This window comes from Rhodococcus sp. 5A-K4, assembly GCF_046097995.1.
Taxonomy (GTDB): Bacteria; Actinomycetota; Actinomycetes; order Mycobacteriales; family Mycobacteriaceae; genus Rhodococcus_F; species Rhodococcus_F erythropolis.
This window is the reverse complement of record NZ_JBJURM010000064.1, coordinates 1-5,350: the sequence shown is the minus strand read 5'-3', so window position 1 is coordinate 5,350 and position 5,350 is coordinate 1. Positions and strand designations below refer to the sequence as shown.

General features: G+C 63.0%; 6 protein-coding genes. 4 read left to right on the top strand and 2 right to left on the bottom strand.

From position 1 onward, the window contains the following. Positions 1–182: 182 nt before the first annotated feature. Together mce and ACKAMS_RS33480 are read left to right on the top strand one after the other, a co-directional pair. On the top strand, positions 183–656 hold the full coding sequence (gene mce / locus ACKAMS_RS33485) for a methylmalonyl-CoA epimerase (protein ID WP_020723660.1): 474 nt from the start codon (positions 183–185) through the stop codon (positions 654–656). Positions 657–696: 40 nt separating this feature from the next. Beyond that, positions 697–1,740: a hypothetical protein gene (locus tag ACKAMS_RS33480; RefSeq protein WP_019749164.1), complete on the top strand. Its 1,044-nt coding sequence runs from the start codon at positions 697–699 to the stop codon at positions 1,738–1,740. A gap of 7 nt (positions 1,741–1,747) precedes the next feature. Here ACKAMS_RS33480 and ACKAMS_RS33475 read toward each other — a convergent pair whose 3' ends face one another. Beyond that, positions 1,748–2,092, bottom strand: coding sequence for an ATP/GTP-binding protein (locus ACKAMS_RS33475; protein ID WP_151532167.1), 345 nt, complete (start codon positions 2,090–2,092; stop codon positions 1,748–1,750). A gap of 19 nt (positions 2,093–2,111) precedes the next feature. Beyond that, entirely contained in the window at positions 2,112–2,786 is a 675-nt protein-coding gene (gene nucS / locus ACKAMS_RS33470; protein WP_003945160.1) for an endonuclease NucS, read from the bottom strand. Between the two features lie 42 nt (positions 2,787–2,828). Here nucS and ACKAMS_RS33465 point away from each other — a divergent pair, with 42 nt between their 5' ends. Together ACKAMS_RS33465 and ACKAMS_RS33460 are read left to right on the top strand one after the other, a co-directional pair. Then, a complete protein-coding gene (locus ACKAMS_RS33465) occupies positions 2,829–4,421 on the top strand; it encodes an adenylate/guanylate cyclase domain-containing protein (protein WP_408990106.1) in 1,593 nt (530 codons plus the stop codon). 142 nt (positions 4,422–4,563) lie between these two features. Then, entirely contained in the window at positions 4,564–5,190 is a 627-nt protein-coding gene (locus ACKAMS_RS33460) for a dihydrofolate reductase family protein (RefSeq protein ID WP_153212989.1), read from the top strand. Positions 5,191–5,350: the final 160 nt, after the last annotated feature.

Sequence of the window (5,350 nt, the reverse complement as noted above, 5' to 3'; positions counted from 1 at the left end):
GGAGAGGTCTTTCAACGATCCGAGGAGTCGACCCATCGGGGTACGAGCTCCCGCAACAATCACAGAACTGGTCACGATTTCCTCCGGCTGCAAAAGAGACATAGTCGTCGGTTCCGTGCGGCCTAAGAGCCAAGTCACATCCCGACGTGTACTCCTCAAACGGTAGCGCTACCGTGAAAGGTATGACACAGACCTCCCCCAGTTCTGCACTCGCACCTTTGTCGTCCGACCTCGTCGTCGCGATCGATCACGTCGGAATCGCGGTGCCCGATCTCGACGCGGCAATCGCGTGGTACACGCAGCACCTGGGCATGGTGTCGACCCACGAGGAAATCAACGAATCGCAGGGCGTGCGCGAAGCCATGCTCTCCGTCGTCGGCTCCCCCGCCGGATCCACTGCCGTTCAGCTGCTCGCACCACTGGACGAGAACTCGACCATCGCCAAGTTCATCGACCGAAGCGGCCCCGGACTGCAGCAGCTCGCCTACCGGGTCACCGACATCGACGCCATCTCCGCCGAGCTTCGCGAGCGCGGCGTTCGGTTGCTGTACGACGCTCCCCGACGCGGTACGGCCAACTCGCGCATCAACTTCATTCACCCGAAGGACGCCGGCGGCGTCCTGGTGGAACTGGTCGAACCCGACGCGAGCCACTAGCAGACCCGACTCCAGCTCGTATGCCAGGTAGATTGTCGCCATGGCATACGAGCAGGACCGCGGTTCGATCCAACTTCCGTTCCAGATCGCACGGAAGGGATACGACCGCGACGAGGTACGTAACTACTTCGAGCGATTCGACGCGGAGCTGCGAGTTACCGCGGCCGATCGTGATGCTGCCGCTGCGCAGGCCCGTGACCTTGCCAAGCAGCTCGACGATGCACGCGACGACATCGACGACCTCCGCAAGGACGTCGACCGCCTCTCGGTACCGCCCACCACTGCGGAGGGCATGAGCGATCGCATCAGCCGCATGCTGCGCCTTGCCTCCGACGAGGCTTCCGAGGTGCGCGCGAAGGCCGAGGCCGACGCAGCCGAGATGACCTCCATCGCCGAACAGGACGGCGCCCGCCTGCGCGGACACTACGAGTCGCTGATCGCCGAACTCGAGGACCGTCGCAATGCGATGGAAACCATGCACGAGCAGACCATGGCGCAGGCCCGTACCGAAGCCGCCCGGATCGTCGAAGCCGCACAGGCCGAGCGGGATCGCCTGGCTGCCGAGTCCGAGGCCAAGCGCACTCAGATCCGCGAAGACTTCGACATCTCGATGTCCGAGCGTCGCGCCAAGGTCGTCGCCGCCGTCAACGACCTGGAGTCGTCGAGCAAGGCAGAGGCCGAGCGTCGACTCTCCGATGCGTCGCACGAGGCTCAGCGCAGGCTGCAGGCCGCCACCGATCAGTCCGAGCGCAAGATCGCTCACGCGAAGGAACTCACCGAAGAACTGCGTGTTCTCCGTGGTCGAATTCTGGCTCAGCTCTTGGGCATTCGGGGACAACTCGATTCGGTTCCGGCCATGCTCGCATCGGTCAATCGGGAGAGCGAACTCCTCGATGCACCGCCCGCTCCGGTCATCGTCGAAGCCGAGGAAGATCTCGAGATCGAAGACAAGAAGGCCGACTCCGATCCGGTCGACTCAGAACCGAGTATCGACGAAGACGATGTGCTCGAAGACTCGGACGAGACCAACACCGCCGAGATCGACACCCGCGCCGTCGAGCAGCGAGCCCAGTCCCGGAACTGATCGACGCTCAGGACCACCGTCTGGTCAGGCTGCGAGTTCCGCGGCCTGACCAGCATCCGGTGTGCCAGTGTCGACGTTCGTTCGCGCCGCCCGGTTCCGAAGGCCACGTCACTAAATGAGCGACACCGGGCCTGATGTCGTGATCACAACCGGGGCAGCGATAGAACTTCGTCGCGTTGGAGCCGGGTATCGGCCTCACCATGTACATTTCACCGCCCGGCCCTGGCTCCTCCCGGACCAGCGCCCCGCCGAACAACACACCACTGGGTGACTGCGATTCCGCGCTCGAATCCCGAGCACGCCGAGTATCCGTTCGACGGGATTGCTTCGGCGAAGGTTTGCGGCGCGGCATGGTTCGAGTCTAAACAGCGTCAGAAAAGTCGGAACTCGGTGCTTTCGGTACCACGCAAGGCCTCGTAGTCCAAGACCAGGCAACGGATCCCACGGTCGTTGGCCAAAGTCTTTGCCTGCGGCTTGATCTGTTGCGCTGCAAAAACTCCCGTAACCGGCGCGAGCAGAGGATCGCGGTTGAGCAACTCCAGGTACCGCGTCAACTGCTCGACGCCGTCGATCTCGCCGCGGCGCTTGATCTCCACCGCCACCGATGCACCGTCCGCGTCACGGACCAGAAGGTCGACCGGCCCGATGGCCGTCATGTACTCGCGCCGCACCAACGTGTAGCCGGGGCCGAGTGTCTCGACATGCTCCGCCAGAAGTTCTTGAAGGTGTGCCTCGACACCGTCCTTGATCAATCCCGGATCGAGACCGAGTTCATACGACGAATCGTGCTCGACCTCTTCGAGAGTGATCCGAAGCTCCTCGCCCGCCTTGTTGGTGACGACCCACAAGATGTCGTCGCTGTCGCCGGTGGTCTCGACCAACCAGCACGGCGGACTCATCCAGTTCAGCGGCTTGTACGCCCGGTCATCGGCATGAATGCTGACCGAACCGTCGGCCTTCACCAACAGCAGTCGTCTTGCGGTAGGGAGGTGGGAGGTCAGGCGTCCCACATAATCGACACGGCAACGAGCAATAACTAGGCGCACCGGACCACCCTAAGCGATCATTACGACTACTCTCGACACACTATGCAGCGAAGCCGTGTCCCGAGTGCGCCCCTGGGGTCGTGGCTGCTCGGATCCACCGACGAAAGCCCCAGGCGCCGCCGAATCCGCGTCCAGGCACTACTCACCGCCCCTCTCCTGGTCACCAACCTGATCGGAGCGGTGCTGGCGATCGTGCTCGTCGGATTCGTGGTTCCCGGACCCGAGATCATCCACCCCGAATTCGCGTGGATCAACTTTATTGCCGTACCCGTCTTCATCGGGTGTGTCTTTCTCATCGGACTTCTGTGGGGCACCAAACGCCTCATGAGGGATCTCCGGTGGGCCACCGAGGATCACCGGCCAACCGAGCAGAATCAACGCGCGGCGTTGCGCGGGCCGTGGCGACTGACCCGAGTGCAAGCCGTCCTGTGGACGGCCGCGCTCATCACCTTCACGACCATGTACGGAATCGTCGACCCCGACACCATTCCGAAAGTTCTGTTCACCGTGGCTTTCAGCGGTATCACCACCTGTGCTTTCTGCTACCTGCTCAGCGAGTTCGCACTGCGCCCTATTGCTGCGCGTGCACTCGAATCCGGAGCACCCCGCAAGGCTGCCGTTCTCGGACTGACCGGCCGGACAATCCTCGTCTGGCTGCTCGGAAGCGGAGTCCCCGTCACCGGCTTGATGCTCGTAGCGGTCTTCAGCTTCATCCGGCCTGCTTCGTGGCAAGCCCTCGCAACCGCGATCCTCGTCATCGGCGGGATCACTCTGTGCGTCGGACTCGGGCTGACGTACATCAACATCCGATCAGCCGCGGCCCCCATTCGGTCCGTACGCCGAGGCATGGAGCAAGTCACCCGTGGCGACCTCACCGCGTCCGTCGTCGTGTACGACGGGACCGAATTGGGACTGCTGCAGACCGGCTTCAATCGCATGGCCGAGGGCCTGCGCGAGCGCGAGAGGATTCGCGACCTCTTCGGGCGCCACGTCGGACACGAGGTTGCCGCAAACGCGGTTCGCCGAAACCCGGAACTCGGCGGTGAAGAACGCGACGTTGCCGTTCTCTTCGTCGACGTCATCGGCTCGACCACGATCGCGGCCACCAACTCCCCTACCGCGGTGGTCGCTCTACTCAACCGATTCTTCGACGTCATCGTCGACGAGGTAGATGCACACGGCGGATTCGTCAACAAGTTCGAGGGCGACGCAGCGCTGGCGATCTTCGGAGCGCCGACGACACTCGACGATCACGCCGGCAGTGCACTCGCCGCCGCCCGCAAGATTCAGCAGCGCCTGCGTGCCGAAGTTCCGGAAGTGAGCGCGGGAATCGGCGTCGCTGCGGGAATTGCCGTTGCCGGAAACGTCGGTGCGCGAGAAAGATTCGAATACACCGTCATCGGTGATCCCGTCAACGAAGCAGCGCGACTGTCCGAGGTCGCCAAGACGGTCCCGGGTAGCCTCGCCGCGTCCGGACGGGCTGTAGCCGCCGCTGACAGCGCCGAAGCCGCACAGTGGTCGATCACCGAGAACATCACCCTTCGTGGCCGCCTCGAACAGACCGAGCTCGCGATTCCCTGCGACGCCTTGGAGTCCGAGTCCACCCCGGCAGACTCTGTGCCCGTTCAGCCCTGATCTCACCGCCCACCTTGAGCGAACGGCACGTTCGGTCGATCCAAGGCGATGAACGCCACGTTCGCTCGATGATTTTCCCGCGTCCCGACGGTCTATATCGAAACAGCGGAAATCCGACGATGCCGGGGAGATGGGTACGATTATGAAACTGACGACATTCACCATCGTCACTCTCGACGGGGTGATGCAAGGACTCGGTGGGCCGGACGAAGATCGACGCGGCGGATTCGAACGCGGCGGATGGTCCGCGCCACTGGTGGACACAGAAGCCATGTCTTACCTTGTCCAGGTCTACCAGCGCGCCGACGCCTTCCTGTTCGGTCGGCGGACTTACGACATCTTCGCCGGTTATTGGGGCGCGTTCGAGAATCCAGAGGTCAACCCGATCGCAAGCGCCTTGAATACGCGGCCCAAGTATCTTGCCTCGAAAACGGTCACCGATCCGCAATGGAAGAACACCACGGCCCTTTCAGCTGACACCGCCACAGCGATCGGCGAATTGAAAGCCAGACCCGGCGGCGAGCTTCAGGTGCACGGCAGTGGCGAGTTGTGCCGCTGGCTTCTCGCGAACGATCTCGTCGACGAGATGATCCTGCTGATCGTTCCGGTGGTCGTAGGCCAGGGCACACGACTCTTTCCCGATACCGGACCGGATATCGCACTCGAGCTGGCCGAATCGCGAGCCACACCAAAGGGCGTGACGATCCAGCGGTATCTGCCCACTGGCCGGCCGAAGTATGCAACTGCCACCGCCGACGGCATCGACTGATCAGGGCAAAGCGGCCGTCGTCGTCAGTCGTGCTTCCGCTCGTGATGGTGTGAACGGTACGTTCGGTCGATCTGAGGCGACGAACGTACCGTTCACTCGATCCGGGGGTGCCGGCGACGGGATGTTTCAGGGTGTTTTGGGTACGAGAAAGCCCCCCAAC